Origin of the sequence: Clostridium sp. DFI.1.208, assembly GCF_024463855.1 — a bacterium.
GTDB lineage: Bacteria > Bacillota_I > Bacilli_A > Erysipelotrichales > Erysipelotrichaceae > Clostridium_AQ.
In genome coordinates, this window is the sequence record NZ_JANGCA010000010.1 from 92,425 (window position 1) to 111,888 (window position 19,464).

Sequence of the window (19,464 nt, forward strand, 5' to 3'; positions counted from 1 at the left end):
GTGAAACCATCAATAGTAAACAGAATAAAATCAAACTGGACGCTGAAACGTCTAGGTAAAGTGGCAATGACAGTGGCTTTCACACTTGTGATTGCCATTTTTCTTTTAGCCATGCTGGGAACGGTGGTTCAAGCTGCGGGCTTGGTAGATGATACGGTCAATGTGGCAAATGAATACAGCCGATACCCACTTGAAAACTATCAACTGGATTTTTATGTGGATAATAGCTGGGGCTGGCTTCCGTGGAACTGGTCGGACGGGATTGGAAAACAGGTCATGTATGGACTATATGCCATTACCAATTTTATTTGGACAATCAGTTTGTATGTTTCCAATGCGACAGGTTACTTAGTACAGGAAGCCTATTCCTTAGACTTCATTTCCGCTACAGCAGATTCCATTGGTAAGAATATGCAGACCTTAGCTGGTGTGAGTGCAAACGGATTTTCAACAGAGGGTTTCTATGTTGGATTCCTCTTACTCTTGATTTTGGTTCTTGGGGTTTATGTTGCCTATACGGGACTGATAAAGAGAGAAACCACAAAGGCAATTCATGCCATTATGAATTTTGTGCTGGTGTTTATCCTATCGGCTTCCTTTATTGCCTACGCTCCCGACTACATTAAAAAAATCAATGACTTTTCATCAGACATCAGTAATGCCAGTTTATCACTTGGCACGAAGATTGTCATGCCCCATTCCGATAGTCAAGGCAAGGACAGCGTGGACTTAATCAGAGATAGCCTGTTTTCCATACAGGTTCAGCAACCGTGGCTACTGCTTCAATACAACAGTTCAGACATTGAAAGTATCGGTATTGACCGTGTGGAAAGCCTGCTCTCCACCAGCCCAGATTCCAACAATGGCGAAGACAGAGAAAAAATTGTTGCGGAAGAAATTGAAGACAGAAGCAATACCAATCTAACCATTACAAAGACCATTAACCGTTTAGGTACAGTCTTCTTCCTATTTGTCTTCAATATTGGGATTTCCATATTTGTATTCCTATTAACAGGAATCATGATTTTCTCGCAGGTACTTTTTATCATCTATGCTATGTTTCTGCCTGTGAGCTTTATTTTAAGCATGATTCCATCATTTGATGGTATGTCAAAACGAGCCATAACAAAGCTCTTTAATACCATTTTGACACGAGCTGGAATCACATTGATTATTACGACAGCATTTAGTATTTCAACCATGCTCTATACCTTATCGGCTGGTTATCCGTTCTTTTTGATTGCTTTTCTACAGATTGTGACCTTTGCAGGAATCTACTTCAAGCTGGGCGATTTAATGAGTATGTTTTCTCTACAGAGTAACGATTCTCAAAGTGTGGGAAGTCGTGTGATGAGAAAACCTCGTATGCTTATGCACGCTCACATGCACCGTCTACAGCGGAAACTTGGACGTTCCATGACTACTCTAGGGGCTGGGTCTGCCATTGTTACAGGTAAAAAAGGACAGTCGGGTTCGGGGAGTTCTGCAAGGACACAAGCAGATCACTCCCGACCAGACGGAAAGGAAAAATCAACACTTGGAAAACGTATCGGTCAAACCATCGGTACAGTAGCTGATACCAAAGACAGAATGGTAGACACTGCTAGTGGTTTGAAAGAACAGGTTAAAGATTTGCCGACCAATGCAAGATATGCAGTATATCAAGGAAAATCCAAAGTAAAAGAGAATGTCCGTGATTTAACCAGTAGTATTTCTCAAACCAAAGCGGACAGAGCCAGTGGACGCAAGGAACAGCAGGAACAAAGGCGAAAAACCATTGCGAAGCGTCGCTCTGAAATGGAACAGGTCAAACAGAAAAAACAGCCTGCTTCTTCTGTTCATGAAAGACCGACTACAAGACAAGAACAATATCATGATGAACAGACCTCAAAACAGTCTAATATTCAGACTTCATATAAGGAATCTCAACAAGCCAAACAAGAGCGTCCAGCAGTTAAGTCCGATTTTTCAAGTCCAAAAGTGGAACGCCAAGGCAATACCGTTCAAGAAAAAACCGTTCAAAAGCCAGCAACTTCAACCACTACAGCAGATAGAACTTCACAACGTCCAATCACAAAAGAACGTCCGTCTACTGTTCAAAGAGTACCACTACAAAATACAAGAAGTAGACCACCAATCAAAACCGCCACCATTAAGAAAGTCGGTAAGAAACCATGAAGTTGAAAACTTTAGTGATTGGTGGTTCTGGATTATTCTTGATGGTCTTCTCACTGCTTCTGTTTGTTGCCATTTTATTTTCAGATGAACAGGACAGCGGAATTTCCAATATTCATTATGGAGGTGTGAATGTTTCCGCAGAAGTGCTGGCTCATAAGCCTATGGTAGAAAAATATGCCAAAGAATATGGCGTTGAAGAATATGTCAACATACTTCTTGCGATTATACAGGTGGAATCGGGCGGTACTGCGGAAGATGTTATGCAGTCCTCGGAATCCCTCGGTCTTCCACCTAATTCATTGAGTACAGAAGAATCCATTAAGCAAGGTGTGAAGTATTTCAGTGAATTATTAGCCAGTAGCGAAAGGCTCAGTGTAGATTTAGAATCGGTTATCCAGTCCTACAATTATGGTGGTGGTTTCTTAGGGTATGTGGCTAATCGTGGAAATAAATATACCTTTGAACTGGCTCAAAGTTTCTCAAAAGAGTATTCAGGTGGCGAAAAAGTGTCTTACCCCAATCCCATAGCCATACCTATCAATGGGGGCTGGCGATACAACTATGGCAATATGTTTTATGTGCAACTGGTAACGCAGTATCTTGTCACAACAGAGTTTGATGATGATACGGTACAAGCCATCATGGACGAAGCACTGAAATATGAGGGCTGGCGATACGTTTACGGTGGAGCTTCCCCGACTACTTCTTTTGATTGTAGCGGACTGACACAATGGACGTATGGAAAAGCTGGAATTAACTTACCACGAACCGCACAACAGCAATATGATGTGACCCAGCATATCCCACTATCGGAAGCACAAGCTGGCGATTTGGTTTTCTTTCATTCTACCTATAACGCTGGCTCTTATATTACTCATGTTGGGATATACCTTGGCAATAACCGTATGTTTCATGCAGGCGACCCAATCGGTTATGCCGACTTAACAAGCCCCTACTGGCAACAGCATTTAGTGGGAGCAGGACGAATCAAACAATGAGAAAGGAAGATTTAATGATGAAATTTAGAAAAAATCAGAATAAAGAAAAACAGATACCAAAGGAAAAGAAACCTCGTGTCTACTATAAGGTCAATCCTCATAAAAAGGTTGTGATTGCCTTGTGGGTACTTTTAGGGCTTAGTTTCAGCTTTGCGATATTCAAGCACTTTACAGCTATAGATACTCATACTATTCACGAAACAACTATCATAGAAAAGGAATACGTTGATACTCATCATGTAGAAAATTTTGTAGAGAACTTTGCGAAAGTCTACTATTCATGGGAGCAATCCGATAAGTCCATTGATAATCGAATGGAAAGTCTAAAAGGCTATCTGACAGATGAACTTCAAGCTCTCAATGTTGATACAGTACGCAAAGATATTCCTGTATCGTCTTCTGTAAGAGGATTTCAGATATGGACGGTAGAGCCAACTGGCGACAATGAGTTTAATGTAACCTACAGTGTAGACCAGCTCATTACAGAGGGAGAAAATACAAAGACCGTCCACTCTGCTTATATAGTGAGTGTCTATGTAGATGGTTCTGGAAATATGGTACTGGTTAAGAATCCGACCATTACCAACATACCTAAGAAATCAAGTTATAAACCAAAAGCCATTGAAAGTGAGGGGACGGTTGATTCCATTACAACCAATGAAATCAATGAGTTTTTAACGACGTTCTTCAAGCTCTATCCTACAGCGACAGCCAGTGAACTTTCCTACTATGTGAATGACGGGATATTAAAACCAATCGGAAAAGAGTACATCTTTCAAGAACTGGTAAATCCTATTCACAATCGTAAGGATAATCAAGTCACGGTATCGCTGACAGTGGAGTATATCGACCAGCAGACCAAAGCAACGCAGGTATCTCAATTTGATTTGGTACTTGAAAAGAACGGGAGTAATTGGAAGATTATAGAATAACAAATATTGGTACATTATTACAGCTATTTTGTAATCACGTACTCTCTTTGATAAAAAATTGGAGATTCCTTTACAAATATGCTCTTACGTGCTATTATTTAAGTATCTATTTAAAAGGAGTTAATAAATATGCGGCAAGGTATTCTTAAATAAACTGTCAATTTGATAGTGGGAACAAATAATTGGATGTCCTTTTTTAGGAGGGCTTAGTTTTTTGTACCCAGTTTAAGAATACCTTTATCATGTGATTCTAAAGTATCCGGAGAATATCTGTATGCTTTGTATGCCTATGGTTATGCATAAAAATCCCAGTGATAAGAGTATTTATCACTGGGATTTTTATGCCCTTTTGGGCTTTTGAATGGAGGAAAATCACATGAAAATTATTAATATTGGAGTTTTAGCTCATGTTGATGCGGGAAAAACTACCTTAACAGAAAGCTTATTATATAACAGTGGAGCGATTACAGAATTAGGAAGCGTGGACAGAGGTACAACGAAAACGGATAATACGCTTTTAGAACGTCAGAGAGGAATTACAATTCAGACGGCGATAACCTCTTTTCAGTGGAAAAATACTAAGATAAACATCATAGACACGCCAGGACATATGGATTTTTTAGCAGAAGTATATCGTTCATTATCAGTATTAGATGGGGCAATTCTACTGATTTCTGCAAAAGATGGCGTACAAGCACAAACTCGTATATTGTTTCATGCACTTAGGAAAATAGGTATTCCCACAATCTTTTTTATCAATAAGATTGACCAAAATGGAATTGATTTATCAACGGTTTATCAGGATATTAAAGAGAAACTTTCTGCGGAAATTGTAATCAAACAGAAGGTAGAACTGCATCCTAATATGCGTGTAATGAACTTTACCGAATCTGAACAATGGGATATGGTAATAGAAGGAAATGATTACCTTTTGGAGAAATATACGTCTGGGAAATTATTGGAAGCATTAGAACTCGAACAAGAGGAAAGCATAAGATTTCATAATTGTTCCCTGTTCCCTGTTTATCACGGAAGTGCAAAAAACAATATAGGGATTGATAACCTTATAGAAGTGATTACGAATAAATTTTATTCATCAACACATCGAGGTCAGTCTGAACTTTGCGGAAAAGTTTTCAAAATTGAGTATTCGGAAAAAAGACAGCGTCTTGCATATATACGTCTTTATAGTGGCGTACTGCATTTGCGAGATTCGGTTAGAATATCGGAAAAGGAAAAAATAAAAATTACAGAAATGTATACTTCAATAAATGGTGAATTATGTAAAATCGATAAGGCTTATTCCGGGGAAATTGTTATTTTGCAGAATGAGTTTTTGAAGTTAAATAGTGTTCTTGGAGATACAAAGCTATTGCCACAGAGAGAGAGAATTGAAAATCCCCTCCCTCTGCTGCAAACGACTGTTGAACCGAGCAAACCTCAACAAAGGGAAATGTTACTTGATGCACTTTTAGAAATCTCCGACAGTGACCCGCTTCTGCGATATTATGTGGATTCTGCGACACATGAAATCATACTTTCTTTCTTAGGGAAAGTACAAATGGAAGTGACTTGTGCTCTGCTGCAAGAAAAGTATCATGTGGAGATAGAAATAAAAGAGCCTACAGTCATTTATATGGAAAGACCGTTAAAAAAAGCAGAGTATACCATTCACATCGAAGTTCCACCGAATCCTTTCTGGGCTTCCATTGGTCTATCTGTAGCACCGCTTCCATTAGGGAGCGGAGTACAGTATGAGAGCTCGGTTTCTCTTGGATACTTAAATCAATCGTTTCAAAATGCAGTTATGGAGGGGATACGCTATGGCTGTGAACAAGGATTGTATGGTTGGAATGTGACGGACTGTAAAATCTGTTTTAAGTATGGCTTATACTATAGCCCTGTTAGTACCCCAGCAGATTTTCGGATGCTTGCTCCTATTGTATTGGAACAAGTCTTAAAAAAAGCTGGAACAGAATTGTTAGAGCCATATCTTAGTTTTAAAATTTATGCGCCACAGGAATATCTTTCACGAGCATACAACGATGCTCCTAAATATTGTGCGAACATCGTAGACACTCAATTGAAAAATAATGAGGTCATTCTTAGTGGAGAAATCCCTGCTCGGTGTATTCAAGAATATCGTAGTGATTTAACTTCCTTTACAAATGGACGTAGTGTTTGTTTAACAGAGTTAAAAGGGTACCATGTTACTACCGGTGAACCTGTTTGCCAGCCCCGTCGTCCAAATAGTCGGATAGATAAAGTACGATATATGTTCAATAAAATAACTTAGTGTATTTTATGTTGTTATATAAATATGGTTTCTTGTTAAATAAGATGAAATATTTTTTAATAAAGATTTGAATTAAAGTGTAAAGGAGGAGATAGTTATTATAAACTACAAGTGGATATTGTGTCCTGTATGTGGAAATAAAACACGATTAAAGATAAGGGAAGATACTGAATTAAAAAAATTCCCCCTCTATTGTCCGAAATGCAGACAAGAAAATTTAATTGAAATAAAGCAGTTCAAAGTAACTGTGATTACAGAGCCAGACGCAAAGACGCAGAGCCGATAAAATGAGATTAATACAATCTCATTTTATCGGCTCTTTCCGTTATGTATGGATTCTTTTAATTAGTCTTCGATGTTTCTTGCTTCGTTGATACCGCTGGCTAAAGATTCCATTAAGGATAGTTCTTTGTCTGTAAAGCTATCCATGTATTTCTCTATCTGTAATCGTCGGGTGCTTTTTACCAAGTTATTAGCAGGTAAGAAAAATTCATCAACGGAAACATGAAGTAACGATACAAGGTCATAAAGAACTTGTATGCTGGGGTGTTGCCCTTTATTTTCAATATTAGTTAAGTACCGTGGGTCAATTTCAATCAATGCTCCCACTTGTTCACGAGTTAAACCTCGTTTCAATCGAGCTTCTTTAATGGCTAAACCAAAGGCTCTAAAATCATATTTATCTTCTTTTTTACGCATAGTAGACCACCTCTATACATTTTATTGTTCCTACTGAATTAAAAACAGGTATAGAAAAACGTGTTATATGGTTTATAGGTTTATATTTAATAAAAAGCACTACTAAACGCCAATAAAAAAAACCGTTATATGGTAGTGCTATTTACGCTGTTAAAATATTGTATATTACTTCCAAATGGCGGTTTGTTGGAGGTCAACGTCGCCATGAAGTACATCATATACAATAAATTTCCTTACATTGGGTTCTTGTCAAAAAAAGTCGTCTATCTGCAATAGATAAGTACGTCCACCAATGTGGTTTTATAAATCATATAGATAGAATAACAGAAGCATGTAAACAGAGAAATAAATCTGTTTATATGCTTTTTTGGCTATTCAGAACTTTTTTACAAAGTTTATTTATCAGTAATGCAACAAATCCCCCTTTCACATTGGGACTAAGAGTGAAAGGAGATAAACGAGCAAGGCTCACTTCCTTTCCTAGACAGAAAGGGGGTGAGAAACATGAAACCATCTTCTTTTCAGACCACAATAGAAAATCAGTTTGACTATATCTGTAAACGTGCTATGGAAGACGAGCGAAAGAATTATATGCTTTATCTTTCAAGGATTGCAAAGCGTGAGGTGTCCTTTTCGGATGTTGGCGATTATCTTGTTAGCCAGTTTGCGACAACAGATAACTATTCAACTGACTTTCAGATTTTTACACTCAATGGGTTATCAGTAGGCGTTGAAAATGATTTGTTGAGTGAAGCATTACGTGAGTTGCCAGACAAGAAACGTGAAATTCTACTGCTGTTTTACTTTATGGACATGAGCGATTCAGAAATTGCAGACCTGTTGAAATTGAACCGTTCTACTGTCTATCGGCATAGAACCAGTGGACTAGCCTTAATTAAAAAGTTTATGGAGGAATTTGAAGAATGAAAACACAATATCCTATGATTCCCTTTCCTCTCATTGTAAAGGCAACAGATGGCGATACCGAAGCGATTAACCAGATTCTACATCATTACAGAGGGTACATAACGAAGCGTTCCCTACGACTTATGAAAGATGAATATGGCAATCAAAGTATGGTCGTTGATGAAGTCTTACGTGGAAGAATGGAAACCAGACTGATTACAAAGATTTTGTCATTTGAAATTAAGTAATATCCTCTCTCCTTTCGTGGAAGCGTGCTAAACCATTCCACGCTTCCCGAACAGGGAGGTTTGTTATTCCACCAAAGCATATTGAGCTTTCAATGTGTTTTGATAGGCTAACGAGCCATTGTTCTTTGAAAACTGAATAAAAGTAATCGAATACGTTTCGATAAGAAAAGAGCCAACGGAACTAACCGCCATGACCTATCTTATAAAGATAGCGAGCGATTCATGTTAGTGATCCGAGAAGCAATCTTTAGCAGGATTGCCTGCAACGACATTCTTATCGTGATAATGATACTCCCATACAGTCAATAGTCCGAGCGTGATAAAACCGTCGCAGGCAATGAGTATGGCTACATGAGAACCATGCAGGGGTGGAACTCCCGTGAGCTTTGCTAAAGCTGTTCGATTGCTGGTAAAACAACTTTTATGAAATCCAAATAAGTGATTTGGAAAGGAGGATTTTATGAAGCAGACTGACATTCCTATTTGGGAACGTTATACCCTAACCATTGAAGAAGCGTCAAAATATTTTCGTATTGGCGAAAACAAGCTACGACGCTTGGCAGAGGAAAATAAAAATGCAAATTGGCTGATTATGAATGGCAATCGTATTCAGATTAAACGAAAACAATTTGAAAAAATTATAGATACATTGGACGCAATCTAGCGTCGCCAAAGGGTCTTGTATATGATAAAATAGTATTAAGTCGTATCAAGGCTCTTTCCATAAAGGAAAGGAGCAAATGCCATGTCAGAAAAAAGACGTGACAATAAAGGTCGAATCTTAAAGACTGGAGAGAGCCAACGAAAAGACGGAAGATACTTATACAAATATATAGATTCATTTGGAGAACCGCAATTTGTTTACTCGTGGAAACTTGTGGCTACAGACCGAGTACCAGCAGGAAAGCGTGATTGTATCTCACTTAGAGAGAAAATCGCAGAGTTACAGAAAGACATTCATGATGGTATTGATGTTGTAGGAAAGAAAATGACACTCTGCCAGCTTTACGCAAAACAGAACGCTCAAAGACCAAAGGTTAGAAAAAACACTGAAACTGGACGCAAATATCTTATGGATATTTTGAAGAAAGACAAGTTAGGTGTAAGAAGTATTGACAGTATTAAGCCATCAGACGCTAAAGAATGGGCTATTAGAATGAGTGAAAATGGTTATGCTTATCAAACCATCAATAACTACAAACGTTCTTTAAAGGCTTCATTCTATATTGCTATACAAGATGATTGTGTTCGGAAGAATCCATTTGACTTTCAACTGAAAGCAGTTCTTGATGATGATACTGTCCCTAAGACCGTACTAACAGAAGAACAGGAAGAAAAACTGTTAGCCTTTGCAAAAGCTGATAAAACCTACAGCAAAAATTATGATGAAATTCTGATACTCTTAAAAACAGGTCTTCGTATTTCAGAGTTTGGTGGTTTGACACTTCCAGATTTAGATTTTGAGAATCGTCTTGTCAATATAGACCATCAGCTATTGAGAGATACTGAAATTGGGTACTACATTGAAACACCAAAGACCAAAAGTGGCGAACGTCAAGTTCCTATGGTTGAAGAAGCCTATCAAGCATTTAAGCGAGTGTTAGCGAATCGAAAGAATGATAAGCGTGTTGAGATTGATGGATATAGTGATTTCCTCTTTCTTAATAGAAAGAACTATCCAAAAGTGGCAAGTGATTACAACGGCATGATGAAAGGTCTTGTTAAGAAATACAATAAGTATAACGAGGATAAATTGCCACACATCACTCCACATAGTTTGCGACATACATTCTGTACCAACTATGCAAATGCAGGAATGAATCCAAAGGCATTACAGTACATTATGGGACATGCTAATATAGCCATGACGCTGAACTATTACGCACATGCAACATTCGATTCTGCAATGGCAGAAATGAAACGCTTGAATAAAGAGAAGCAACAGGAGCGTCTTGTTGCTTAGTAGTACAAATGAATTTACTACTTATTTACCACTTCTGACAGCTAAGACATGAGGAAATATGCAAAGAAACGTGAAGTATCTTCCTACAGTAAAAATACTCGAAAGCACATAGAATAAGGCTTTACGAGCATTTAAGAAAATATAAAAAGATAATTAGAAATTTATACTTTGTTTATTCATAAAAATTTCATATCTATTAGAACATCGCCTAAAACAATTCACACACACTTTTACAAGCGGTTCTACCCCACCGTCATCATTTACTATTTTATTTTTTGAAAGATATGAATATGCAATTGTATTTCTCATCAAATTTGAACATGCCAATACAGATATAGGAAATATTACCTTGCTACCGATTTCCAAAAATGGCGTATATTGAATATCAAACTTATAATCTATATTATACAATAACAAATCATATACTTCATCAACCTTTTGCTGATTTTTTAATAGCATAAAAAGAAAATCTTTCAAGTTTTCTTTATCCATTGAAGGAATTAAAGATTGAAGAATAACTTTTATATCTTTCTCGTTTTGATAAATGAATTTCTGAATATAATACATTATTCTAAAGAAACGTTGACAAAGAAGAATATCATAAGCATTACAATTTTGAGTTAGCTTTTTTTCATATAATTCATTCATATTCATACACATTTCCTTAGAGAAATGTTCTAATTCTACTGCTTCTTCTTTAAATAATTGAACTTTCCCTTCAACCTTTTGCTCAGCTATCATATCCAGTAAAACGGTAGGAATTTCAAATCTATAACGAGTCAACATTCCGTTACTTATACGTTTGTATATTTTATCATCTAATTCATCCACTATTAGTTTACTCACTGTTTCTAAATAGACATCTTCCTCATGGCTACTATATCTTTTAGCAAAAAAACGTATCCCTTGCATCTCCTGCTTGATATATCCTAGTTGAATGCTCTTTTCAAGTGTTTCATCCTTGCTTCTTAGAATAATATTCTTACCTTCATTGTATATATCATAATCATAAAAATCAACAAGCAGTTCCAATTCCAAAACATAATTAATTTGACAAGCAAATAAAATAAGATTATCCATTTTATCTGAAATTATATATGATGCATCTACACAATAATTTTTTTCTGTTGATATCCCATATTTCTCAATATATTTATATAATAAATACGAAACTCCTTCCGCTATTTCTTCTTGTGAAAATGTACTTAATATATTGTAATCGTATCCTGTTTGAGTTTGTCCTCCTGAGAAAAAAAGCATATCAATATAGGCAAACAACTCCTTATGAAGGGAGGATTCAATACCAATACCCTGTATACGCTTTCTAATTCTCCCTTGATAATGATTTGCGATCTCCGTATCTATTTTTTTTCTGTTTTTTTGTAAAAAGACTCTAGCCACTCTAACTCATATTTCTGTTTTAAATATTTATTATTTTTTTCTGAAAAACCGAGTACTTCTTTCTTAGATATTAGATAATCTAAATAATATCTAGCTTTAGTTTTTCCTTTATTTCCAAATACTTTATAGCGAAATATTCCTTTTCTTCTAGCTTGACGAATTGCTTCATCTGGTTGCCAAATTGCAAAACAAATTATCGCTTTTAATACATTTTCTTTTGATTCCAATTTAGAATTAGTAAGGACTTTCAATATATATTTTTTATCTCTATTAGATAATACGTTTTTTTGAGTTTTTAACTCATTATACATTTCTTCATTAAACAGACCCAAATCTATTTGATTCATTAAGTCTTCTATCTTCAAAATTTCACCTTCCTTAATACCTCTTCTCAAACCTGATATTTTAATTTCATTCTTCACTCGAAAGATCCAACTCGCCCTCCGTAGTCATTCTTGCAACCTTTCTAAAAGCCAAATTCTAATCTCTATATCCATCATAGCATAATTTCTCAAACTTAGATACCATGGTGACATCCGACTTGGCACAGTTCTTTGAATTTCAGCACTTAAAAATAGCTCTTTTTTCGTAAAATTCTGATGACATCACGGTGAAGGGGTAAATAAAAAAGTTGGACAAATCATCGAATAAGCCTTTATTTATCGGCTTTTTTTCGATGACATCCAACTTGGCACTTTTATTTGGTGGAGGTGAGGAGAGTCGAACTCCTGTCCAGAAACAGCCCCACGTACAGACCTCTACAGTTTAGTCCATGATAATTAAGACATCAGCAGGTCATGAACATCCGCTGATGAATGTGCCTGAAGAATTTTCGTGAATCTGATCTCAGGCAAACCAGATTCCTTATCCCTTGCGTCTTACGCGCACATCCACATGGTCAAGGAAGAAGCATGCAGAGGCGGCTGCGAACCTATATCGGTTATTAAGCAGCGAAAGCCATTCTCTGGTTTCCACCAAAGAGGTTAGCTAATTTAGTTTTTCCGTTTAAATTTAATTGGTTATTACGTAACCACTCGACTGCAGTCTGTACCAGACATATCCCTGTCGAAACCAGTACACCCCCGGTTTTCAGGCATTGATAGTTTACCACAAAATACCGCAAACTACAATGCCGTTTGCTTTTTTGGCGAAATTCACAAGCTAATACTGATTCTTCATCGCCTTTTCAATCTCACGCTTGGCATCTTTTTCCTTTTGAACATTGCGCTTATCATGAAGATCCTTTCCCTTTGCCAGAGCAATCTCCATTTTCGCCATTCCTTTTTCCAGATAAACAGAAATCGGAATCACCGTGTAGCCCTTCAGCTTGACCTTTTGCTGAAGCTTACGGATTTCTTCCTTATGCAGAAGCAGCTTTCGGATTCTGGTTTCATCATGATTGAACCGATTGCCAAACTCGTATCCCAATATATGCATTTCCTTCACAAACGCTTCATCATTTGTAAAGCTGATATACGCATCACGAATTTGCACATGCCCCTGACGAATGGATTTGATTTCCGTTCCCTGCAAAACCAGTCCGGCTTCAAAGCGTTCCTCTAGAAAATATTCATGTGAGGCCTTTCGGTTAAATACAATAATTTTTCTTCCTGCCATGCCTGTGTTCCTTTCTAATATACAATCTTCACTTTATCATTCATAACCTTGTTCACAAGATTTATGTAAAATTCCCTTGTATTATCCTGCTGATACTGCGTCGTCAGTGTGTGACGTGCAGCCAGTTCATTCGTATAGTCCTTCAGAGTATATGTGCGAAAGAATGAGAAATTTCCTTCAATATGTGTAACAGTTGGAAGAAATTCCACATTTTTAAAGCTCACATCCCCATTCGTCCTATTGTAGGACAAGGTCCAGCTCGCCATCCCTCCCAGCATATTCTCGTGGTCATCCTGTGCAGACAGGAAATTGCCAAGTGAATAGATTACAAGGGTTTGATTACCGTCTTTTCCTGTCACATAATCCATCGGCTGTATGACATGCGGATGCTCACCGATAATGACATCAACACCCAGATCACTCAGAAGCTGCGCAAGCTCTTTCTGTTCCTCATTCGGCTCGAAGGAATACTCCGTTCCCCAATGCATACTCACGATCTGGACGTCGCTGACCTTCTTCAGCTTTTCCACATCACGCTTTATTTTATCCTTATCAATCAGATCAACCATGAACTCCTTTCCGCTTGGAAGCACATAGCCGTTTAACCCATAGGTATACCCGAGGATTCCAAAGCGGACATCCTTACGTGTAATTACCTGCAGCTGCTCACTTTCCTCTTTTGTCGCATGACTACCGGTCACCTTAATATCCGGATGGTGCTTTTTCATGTAAGCCAGCTGATTCAAAATCCCCTGTACACCGGCATCCAGTGTATGGTTGCTGGAGGCTGCCATCCAGTCAAAGCCTGCATCCGCAACGGCATCCAGCACCTCATAAGGTCCGTTAAAGGACGGATAATGACTCAGCCCCAGCTCCGTGCCGCCGCAAATCGTTTCCTGATTGATATAGGCGATATCCGCCTTACGTGTATAACGGTTTGTATGCTCGTAAATATCCTTGAAATCATAGGTGCCATCACCCTTGGCATTATAATGAAAAATTGCACCGTGAATCAGATTATCCCCCACAGCGACAAAGGACACATCGCGAATATCATCTGCTTTTTCTGTCTTTACGACAGGTGCGGCCTCCTGTTTCTGCTTTTCCTTCGCACTGCTTTCCCCCGAACAGCCTGCTATAAGCAGCACACACCCCAAAACAATCCATAATTTTTTCATACGCTTTCCCTCTATACGCTACCGGGATGCCTTCTTACGCTGCCGCTTTTTCTTCTCTACAACCTCAAAGTCAACCTCTCGTTTGAAACGATCCGCTCCACTGCACTTTACGCGCACCTTTTGCCCCATTTTATACACCTTGGCAGTATGTTCGCCAATCAGTGATTTCGTCATTTCATCGTAATGATAATAATCATCCGTAAGAGATGTCACATGCACAAGACCCTCTACCGTATTTTCCAGCTCCACAAACATCCCGAATTTGGTGATACCACTGACAACACCGTCAAATATATGTCCGACATAGCGCTCCATGTACTGCGCTTTTTTCATGTCGTCCACTTCCCGTTCCGCATCAACCGCATTGCGCTCCCGCTCACTTGCCTGATTTGCAGCAGCCTCACACCAAAGCTCATCCCGCTTCATGCGTTCTGCATCATCACTGGAAGTAAAGATATAACGTCGAAGCATACGGTGAACTACCAGATCCGGATACCGACGAATCGGTGATGTAAAATGCAGATAATTTTTCAATGCCAGACCAAAATGTCCAATACAGCGATTATCATAGCGTGCCTTCTGCATGGCCCGCAGCATAAAGCTTGATAAAACAAAATAATTTTCCTGACCTCTGGCCTCATTCAACAGACTCTGCAGCTGTGCAGGGTAAACATTCTGTATACCACCCTGAAAATTATAGCCGAGTGACTTTGCAGTAGCAGCGAAATCACGCATTTTCTTAGGCTCCGGAGCTTCATGTATACGATACATGGAAGGAACCTCCATCCATTTCATATGCATTGCGACACATTCATTGGCAGCTATCATGAAATCCTCAATGATCCGCTCACTCTCACCGCGCTCCCGCAATACAATATCTGTCGGATTTCCTTTTTCATCTACAAGGATTTTCGCCTCTCTGGTATCAAAATCAATCGCTCCAAGACGCTCTCTTCGCCGCCGAATGATACCGGAAAGCACCTTCATGTCCAGACACATGTTCAAAAGATGCGGATATTCCTTCTGTGCCTGCATATCTCCCGCAAGAATCGCATTGACCTTTTTATACGTCATTCGCTCATCACTGCATATAACGGAGGGGTAAATTTTATAGCTTGCGATTTCTCCCTTTTTATCAATATCCATACAGCATGTCAGCGTTAGACGGTCCACTCTTGGATTCAGGGAACAGATACCATTGCACAGTGCATGAGGCAGCATCGGCACCACACGGTCAACCACATAAACTGAGGTTCCCCGCTCATAAGCCTCCTGATCAATGGCACTTCCCGCCCGTACATAATGAGAAACGTCCGCTATATGAACATACAATCGATAGCCTTTATTGTTATTCAGCTTTTCCACAGATATGGCATCGTCTAAATCCTTGGCATCCTCTCCATCTATGGTAATGGTCAGCAGCTTTCGCAAATCCTCGCGCTGCGCGATTTCCTCCTCATGGATGGTTTCCGGTATCCGCTGTACCTCCTGCATAACATCCTCAGGAAACTGCGGATCGATATCCTTTTCCAGTAAAACGGATAAAATATCAATCCCCGGATCATATTTATAACCGATTTCTTTTTCAATATGACACTTCAGTACCGTGCCATAGCTGTCAATTCCAAGCAGAACCTTGGAATCATTCACAAGACGGAAATCATCGAAGTTTGTTATTCTAACCTTGCGGTAATTCAAAAATGCATCTGACAGAAAATATTTTCTGCCCTCTTTGATTTTTACGGTTCCCACCAGCTGCTTGACGCTGTGCTCTAGAACCTCAATTACTTCGCCTTCAACACTCTTGTCATTGTTTGTCCATGTCTTTGCATAAACAACATCCCGATCCATGCCGAGTCCCAGATGGTCTCTTCCTATATAGAAGCTGGTCTCCGCTGTCTCCACAAAGCCGAAGCCTTTCGGATTGATGCGAAGCGTACCTGTAACATATCCCAGCTCCTCACTTGTGAAATAACGCTCCTTGGCGTCTCTTGCGAGTATATGCTGTGCTTCCAGATCATTTAACAGCTTCATCAGCTGTGTGAAGGATGCACTGTCTTCCATATCCAGGGCTCTTGAAAGCTGCGCCGCATGCATACCTCGATAGCCGTTTCCATGGATCAGCGCAAGCAGTTCTTCTTTTTTATTCATAGCTCATCAGCCCTCCTTTTTTCCTATATCAATATTATACCATTAAAAAAAGACCTTAGACGGTCTTTCTTGCTTACTTAACAATACGAATGATTATAACAAGAGCGAAAAACACGATTCCTGTCACTAAAGTGACATTGGACATGACTTTTTCAGAGCCACGTTCCTTAACGTTTGCGAACAGGTTCAGCCCTTCACTACCACCGAAGGCGCTTCCCAACCCGTCAGATTTTCCGCTTTGTAATAAGGAGAGTATTATTAAAACGACCGCTGCAATCATCAGTAAGGTGTCTAAAATGCCCATAATAATCCTCCTTTCTCAATACGTTCTTAATCATTATAACAAACACTTGCCCAAAAAACAATTTATTTTTTTGGAAAAGGATAGGATTCTGCTTACTGTAAATGCCCCTATTCATCAATATAGCATAAGATACATCATAAAATTGCCATATTGCAAAGAAGAAATCGAATCATGGCAAACAACAGTCATGAGATTTTTAATGCTTTGTGCAGGCTCTCCTAGAGTATAACCGACGAATTGTAAAGGATTCTTATAATCACAAAGATCAGTGGTACAAGGTCATGTAGAATGGATTATCATATGCTGTTATGAGGAGGAAGAAATAGTGCAGCAGCGCCTTACGCTTTGATCTTGCACCGCTTTATTTTATACGTAACAGAGTATCTTTCCATAAAGAGCAATCGTGCGTACATACAGCACATACCTCAGGAAGCTCGTTATGAACCTACCATTTTACAAGCAGAGTAATTGGCGAATGCCGCTGTGTCTGCCGATGGAGCAATTTCTTCCTCAAGAACATTCTAGACAGCTTGTTAAAGAACGTCTTAAACAAGGCTTTCGCTGATATTCAAAAGCTTCCACTGCTCACATAATGTAGGGAACACTGACGACGGAGACATTCCGTTTTTTGCTCAGCTGCAGTTTCAGCTGCATGGAGGTCTGGTTATGAAGCGCATGGAACCGTTTCTTCTTCATAACAAACTGCGGCAGAATCACCGTTACACTCTCCTTCTTTTTCAGGTTCTTCTGTGCCTCCTCAACATGCTGTACAATCATTTCATTCACATTACGATAAGGGGCATCCTCAATAACAAGAGGTATATCCAAATGCATCTGCTGGTACAGCTTCTTCAGCTTAGCGGTCGCCTCAGCACTTGTGTTCACATGATAGAATTCCATCTGCTTCACCTGCAATGAGCAGGCATAATGATATGCCTTTAGGAAGCTGCGGTTTATAGTACCAACAGGCAGTATAACTTTTCCACCACTCTGCATTCCATATGGCTGCAATTCATCAGCAGAGCGGATTTTCAGACTCTCCCGAACGTAATGATAATGCCGGTGTATCCGCTCCATGATATACACTAGAATCGGAATACAAAGCAAGACGATCCATGCGCCATGCAGAAATTTACTAGCCGCAATAATCACACAGGTGATGCCGGTAATCATCATGCCGGTACCGTTGATCAGTGCCTTATGCCTCCACTTTCCTTCCTTTCGTTTGATCCAGCGCACAAACATTCCGGCCTGAGACAAGGTGAAGGAAAGAAACACGCCAACCGCATACAGCGGCATCAGAAGATGTGAGGATGCATGGAAATAGACAACCAGGGCAGCAGACAGGAAAAACAGCAGCAGAATACCATTGGAGAAGCTTAAGCGGCTTCCCCTTGCCATAAATTGTCTGGGCACAAATCCATCTCTTGCCAGTATGGACAGCAGCAGAGGCAAATCGGCAAAGGCTGTATTCGCAGCCATCGTCAAAATTACAGCCGTCGTAATCTGAACCAGATAGAATAGCAGGGTACCGTTTCCAAATACCGCTTCCGCAATCATGGCGATAACTGTCACGTTTGCATTCGGTACGATATGGTACAGGGACGCAAGAGCAGAAATTCCCAGAAAAATCACAAAAACCAGACCAGCCAGAAGATACAGCACTCGCTTCGCGTTTTTCTGTGCCGGCTCACGGAAATTCGGAATCCCGTCACTCACTGCCTCCACACCGGTCAGTGCCGTGCAGCCGCTGGAAAATGCCTTCAAAAACAACAGCAGACTTAAATTCTCCACGGTCTGCGGCATCGTTGTCGAAACCGCCGGGACTTCATGAAAAATCAGCACCTTTACAAATCCGGTAATAATCAGCAGCAGAATCGTAAAAATAAACAGATAGGTCGGAATACCGAACAGAACACTGCTGTCTTTCATCCCTCGCAGATTGCCAATCGTAAGTAGTGTGATAATGAGCAGCGCAATCCCAGTACGAACGGACAGCAGCTGCGGAAAAGCAGAGGTGATGGCTGCTGTTCCTGCACAGACACTGACAGCTACCGTCAGAACATAATCTATGGCCAGAGAGGATGCGGCAATCAGGCCGAAAATTTTCCCCAGATTATCACTGGCAACTATATAGGAGCCACCACCCTGCGGATAGCAGCTGATTGTCTGCCGATAGGAAAACACAAGGATAAAGAGCAGGAATACAATGGCAAAGCCTACCTTCATCAGCGGGCCATAGGAAGCCATGCCCATAACCGGGATCAACACCATCAGAATTTCCTCACAGGCATAGGAAACAGATGAAATCGCATCACTTGATAAAACAGGAAGACCCCATATTACGCTAAATTTCTCATGATCAAGCGCATCACTGCGCAGGGATTTTCCCAGCACAATATGCTTTATTTTTTTTAACATAGCTACTCCCTCGATTTCTATAAAACAGGCAGAGATATATCTGCTGACATCATTTTATGCTTCCTGCAAAAATAGTCAATTCGTACACAGGTTTATTTAGATAAACTTTAGATACGATAGATTTTCACAAAAAAAGATAGAAATTTATTATAGAAAAGCTAGAAATCCTTGT

The 19,464-nt window shown here is 39.5% G+C and carries 19 protein-coding genes and 1 other RNA gene; 10 read left to right on the forward strand and 10 right to left on the reverse strand.

What is annotated here, in order from left to right:
• From NE665_RS07375 to NE665_RS07400, 6 genes are all read left to right on the forward strand, one after another.
• On the forward strand, positions 1–2,178 hold the full coding sequence (locus NE665_RS07375) for a membrane protein (RefSeq protein WP_000804748.1): 2,178 nt from the start codon (positions 1–3) through the stop codon (positions 2,176–2,178).
• Positions 2,175–3,176, forward strand: coding sequence for a bifunctional lysozyme/C40 family peptidase (locus NE665_RS07380; RefSeq protein WP_000769868.1), 1,002 nt, complete (start codon positions 2,175–2,177; stop codon positions 3,174–3,176). The genes NE665_RS07375 and NE665_RS07380 overlap by 4 nt, the downstream gene beginning before the upstream one ends.
• Positions 3,173–4,108 carry a conjugal transfer protein gene (locus NE665_RS07385; RefSeq protein ID WP_001224320.1) on the forward strand — a complete coding sequence of 312 codons (936 nt, stop codon included), beginning with the start codon at positions 3,173–3,175 and terminating at the stop codon, positions 4,106–4,108. Before NE665_RS07380 ends, NE665_RS07385 begins: the two co-directional genes overlap by 4 nt.
• A gap of 244 nt (positions 4,109–4,352) precedes the next feature.
• Positions 4,353–4,469 (forward strand): tetracycline resistance determinant leader peptide, encoded by a 117-nt coding sequence (locus NE665_RS07390; protein ID WP_001814923.1) that lies wholly within the window; start codon positions 4,353–4,355, stop codon positions 4,467–4,469.
• Between the two features lie 15 nt (positions 4,470–4,484).
• The gene (tet(M), locus tag NE665_RS07395; RefSeq protein ID WP_000691751.1) at positions 4,485–6,404 is read left to right on the forward strand and encodes a tetracycline resistance ribosomal protection protein Tet(M); all 1,920 of its coding nucleotides are present in this window, start codon (positions 4,485–4,487) and stop codon (positions 6,402–6,404) included.
• A 118-nt stretch (positions 6,405–6,522) separates the two neighbouring features.
• Positions 6,523–6,690, forward strand: a complete 168-nt coding sequence (locus tag NE665_RS07400) for a cysteine-rich KTR domain-containing protein (RefSeq protein ID WP_000336323.1) — start codon at positions 6,523–6,525, stop codon at positions 6,688–6,690.
• 59 nt (positions 6,691–6,749) lie between these two features.
• Here NE665_RS07400 and NE665_RS07405 read toward each other — a convergent pair whose 3' ends face one another.
• Complete coding sequence (locus NE665_RS07405; RefSeq protein ID WP_001227347.1) at positions 6,750–7,103, reverse strand: helix-turn-helix transcriptional regulator; 354 nt, start codon at positions 7,101–7,103, stop codon at positions 6,750–6,752.
• Positions 7,104–7,607: 504 nt separating this feature from the next.
• Between NE665_RS07405 and NE665_RS07410 the strand changes: the two genes are divergently transcribed.
• Together NE665_RS07410 and NE665_RS07415 are read left to right on the forward strand one after the other, a co-directional pair.
• Positions 7,608–8,030, forward strand: a complete 423-nt coding sequence (locus tag NE665_RS07410; protein ID WP_000804885.1) for a sigma-70 family RNA polymerase sigma factor — start codon at positions 7,608–7,610, stop codon at positions 8,028–8,030.
• Positions 8,027–8,257, forward strand: coding sequence for a helix-turn-helix domain-containing protein (locus tag NE665_RS07415; protein WP_000857133.1), 231 nt, complete (start codon positions 8,027–8,029; stop codon positions 8,255–8,257). The genes NE665_RS07410 and NE665_RS07415 overlap by 4 nt, the downstream gene beginning before the upstream one ends.
• Positions 8,258–8,482: 225 nt before the next feature.
• On the opposite strand, the gene NE665_RS07420 is transcribed toward NE665_RS07415, so the two are convergent.
• Positions 8,483–8,734, reverse strand: coding sequence for a hypothetical protein (locus tag NE665_RS07420; protein WP_001845478.1), 252 nt, complete (start codon positions 8,732–8,734; stop codon positions 8,483–8,485).
• Here NE665_RS07420 and NE665_RS07425 point away from each other — a divergent pair.
• Both NE665_RS07425 and NE665_RS07430 read left to right on the forward strand, forming a co-directional pair.
• Positions 8,718–8,921 (forward strand): excisionase, encoded by a 204-nt coding sequence (locus tag NE665_RS07425; RefSeq protein WP_000814511.1) that lies wholly within the window; start codon positions 8,718–8,720, stop codon positions 8,919–8,921. The two genes, NE665_RS07420 and NE665_RS07425, sit on opposite strands and share 17 nt — an antisense overlap.
• Before the next feature lie 81 nt (positions 8,922–9,002).
• The gene (locus NE665_RS07430; RefSeq protein ID WP_001291561.1) at positions 9,003–10,220 is read left to right on the forward strand and encodes a tyrosine-type recombinase/integrase; all 1,218 of its coding nucleotides are present in this window, start codon (positions 9,003–9,005) and stop codon (positions 10,218–10,220) included.
• A 153-nt stretch (positions 10,221–10,373) separates the two neighbouring features.
• On the opposite strand, the gene NE665_RS07435 is transcribed toward NE665_RS07430, so the two are convergent.
• The 8 genes from NE665_RS07435 to NE665_RS07470 form a co-directional block, all read right to left on the reverse strand.
• Positions 10,374–11,621 carry a hypothetical protein gene (locus tag NE665_RS07435; RefSeq protein WP_118654560.1) on the reverse strand — a complete coding sequence of 416 codons (1,248 nt, stop codon included), beginning with the start codon at positions 11,619–11,621 and terminating at the stop codon, positions 10,374–10,376.
• Complete coding sequence (locus NE665_RS07440; protein WP_117442244.1) at positions 11,582–12,043, reverse strand: hypothetical protein; 462 nt, start codon at positions 12,041–12,043, stop codon at positions 11,582–11,584. The genes NE665_RS07435 and NE665_RS07440 overlap by 40 nt, the downstream gene beginning before the upstream one ends.
• A 280-nt stretch (positions 12,044–12,323) precedes the next feature.
• Positions 12,324–12,705, reverse strand: a transfer-messenger RNA (tmRNA) gene (gene ssrA / locus NE665_RS07445).
• A 77-nt stretch (positions 12,706–12,782) separates the two neighbouring features.
• Positions 12,783–13,238, reverse strand: coding sequence for an SsrA-binding protein SmpB (gene smpB / locus NE665_RS07450; protein ID WP_117442243.1), 456 nt, complete (start codon positions 13,236–13,238; stop codon positions 12,783–12,785).
• 14 nt (positions 13,239–13,252) lie between these two features.
• Complete coding sequence (locus tag NE665_RS07455) at positions 13,253–14,416, reverse strand: CapA family protein (RefSeq protein ID WP_117442242.1); 1,164 nt, start codon at positions 14,414–14,416, stop codon at positions 13,253–13,255.
• An 18-nt stretch (positions 14,417–14,434) separates the two neighbouring features.
• Entirely contained in the window at positions 14,435–16,567 is a 2,133-nt protein-coding gene (gene rnr / locus NE665_RS07460; protein ID WP_117442241.1) for a ribonuclease R, read from the reverse strand.
• Between the two features lie 73 nt (positions 16,568–16,640).
• Entirely contained in the window at positions 16,641–16,871 is a 231-nt protein-coding gene (gene secG / locus NE665_RS07465) for a preprotein translocase subunit SecG (protein WP_002605970.1), read from the reverse strand.
• A 585-nt stretch (positions 16,872–17,456) separates the two neighbouring features.
• Positions 17,457–19,292 carry an APC family permease gene (locus NE665_RS07470; protein WP_117442240.1) on the reverse strand — a complete coding sequence of 612 codons (1,836 nt, stop codon included), beginning with the start codon at positions 19,290–19,292 and terminating at the stop codon, positions 17,457–17,459.
• Between the last annotated feature and the right edge of the window lie 172 nt (positions 19,293–19,464).

Coding starts and splice junctions, on each gene's coding strand:
- NE665_RS07385 (WP_001224320.1), top strand. CDS start 3,173: ATGAGAAAGGAAGATTTAATGATGAAATTTAGAAAAAATCAGAATAAA.
- NE665_RS07405 (WP_001227347.1), bottom strand. CDS start 7,103: ATGCGTAAAAAAGAAGATAAATATGATTTTAGAGCCTTTGGTTTAGCC.
- NE665_RS07415 (WP_000857133.1), top strand. CDS start 8,027: ATGAAAACACAATATCCTATGATTCCCTTTCCTCTCATTGTAAAGGCA.
- secG (WP_002605970.1), bottom strand. CDS start 16,871: ATGGGCATTTTAGACACCTTACTGATGATTGCAGCGGTCGTTTTAATA.
- smpB (WP_117442243.1), bottom strand. CDS start 13,238: ATGGCAGGAAGAAAAATTATTGTATTTAACCGAAAGGCCTCACATGAA.
- NE665_RS07380 (WP_000769868.1), top strand. CDS start 2,175: ATGAAGTTGAAAACTTTAGTGATTGGTGGTTCTGGATTATTCTTGATG.
- NE665_RS07425 (WP_000814511.1), top strand. CDS start 8,718: ATGAAGCAGACTGACATTCCTATTTGGGAACGTTATACCCTAACCATT.
- NE665_RS07430 (WP_001291561.1), top strand. CDS start 9,003: ATGTCAGAAAAAAGACGTGACAATAAAGGTCGAATCTTAAAGACTGGA.
- NE665_RS07410 (WP_000804885.1), top strand. CDS start 7,608: ATGAAACCATCTTCTTTTCAGACCACAATAGAAAATCAGTTTGACTAT.
- NE665_RS07420 (WP_001845478.1), bottom strand. CDS start 8,734: ATGTCAGTCTGCTTCATAAAATCCTCCTTTCCAAATCACTTATTTGGA.
- rnr (WP_117442241.1), bottom strand. CDS start 16,567: ATGAATAAAAAAGAAGAACTGCTTGCGCTGATCCATGGAAACGGCTAT.
- NE665_RS07455 (WP_117442242.1), bottom strand. CDS start 14,416: ATGAAAAAATTATGGATTGTTTTGGGGTGTGTGCTGCTTATAGCAGGC.
- NE665_RS07470 (WP_117442240.1), bottom strand. CDS start 19,292: ATGTTAAAAAAAATAAAGCATATTGTGCTGGGAAAATCCCTGCGCAGT.